This window comes from Delftia sp. ZNC0008, from assembly GCF_000799035.1.
Lineage (GTDB): Bacteria > Pseudomonadota > Gammaproteobacteria > Burkholderiales > Burkholderiaceae_C > Comamonas > Comamonas tsuruhatensis.
In genome coordinates this window covers 1-841 of sequence record NZ_JTKZ01000928.1, presented here as the reverse complement: position 1 = coordinate 841, position 841 = coordinate 1, and the positions used below count along the sequence as shown (strand labels likewise).

The following is an 841-nucleotide window of genomic DNA, read 5'->3' as shown; positions in this document are numbered from 1 at the left end:
CCGCGTCCTGCAGTTCGGGCTGATGCTGTTTCTGATCGCGGCCGGGCTGACCCTGGTGTTCGGCATCATGGACATCATGAACCTGGCCCATGGATCGCTGTACATGGCGGGCGCCTATGTGGCGGCAGAGACCCTGCAGCGCACGGGCTCGTTCACGGCGGCGGTGTTGGTGGCGGCCGTGGCCACGGGCGTGGCGGGTGTGGTGCTGGAGCTGGTGCTGATACGGCGCCTTGCCGTGCGCGACCACCTGGCCCAGGTGCTCGGCAGCTATGCCGTCATCCTCATCGCCAATGACCTGGTCAAGATGGTCTGGGGCCCGGCTCCGGTGATGCTCAACATGCCGGCTGCGCTGTCCGGGCCCGTGCAACTGCTGCCCGATCTCATGTACCCGGCCTACCGGCTGATGATCATCGTCTTCGGCCTGGCCGCCGCGTTGGGCCTGTACTGGTTCGTGACGCGCACGCGCGCCGGCGTGCTGGTGCGGGCAGGCGCCTCCAACCGCCAGATGGCCACGCTGATGGGCGTGCGCGTGCCGCTGCTGTTCCTGGGCGTGTTCACGCTGGGCGCCATGCTGGCGGCGGTGGCGGGCGCGCTGCTGGGACCCATCACCTCGGTGCAGGTGGGCATGGGCGAGGACATCCTGATCCTGGTGCTGGTGTGCATCGTCATCGGCGGCATAGGCTCCATACGCGGCGCCCTGGTGGGCGCCTTGCTGGTGGGCATGGTGGATACGGCGGGTCGGGCCTTCCTGCCCATGCTGCTGCGCCAGGTGTTATCCCCGGCCGTGGCGTCCAGCGTGGGGCCCACGCTGGCGGCGATTTCCATCTACGTGCTGATGGCG

At 68.7% G+C, this 841-nt stretch carries 1 protein-coding gene; it reads left to right on the top strand.

Going from position 1 to position 841, the window contains the following annotated elements; all coding sequences use genetic code 11:
• Positions 1 to 7 precede the first annotated feature (7 nt).
• A partial coding sequence (locus tag L995_RS29960) for a branched-chain amino acid ABC transporter permease (protein WP_156136158.1) occupies positions 8 to 841 on the top strand: 834 nt, incomplete at its 3' end.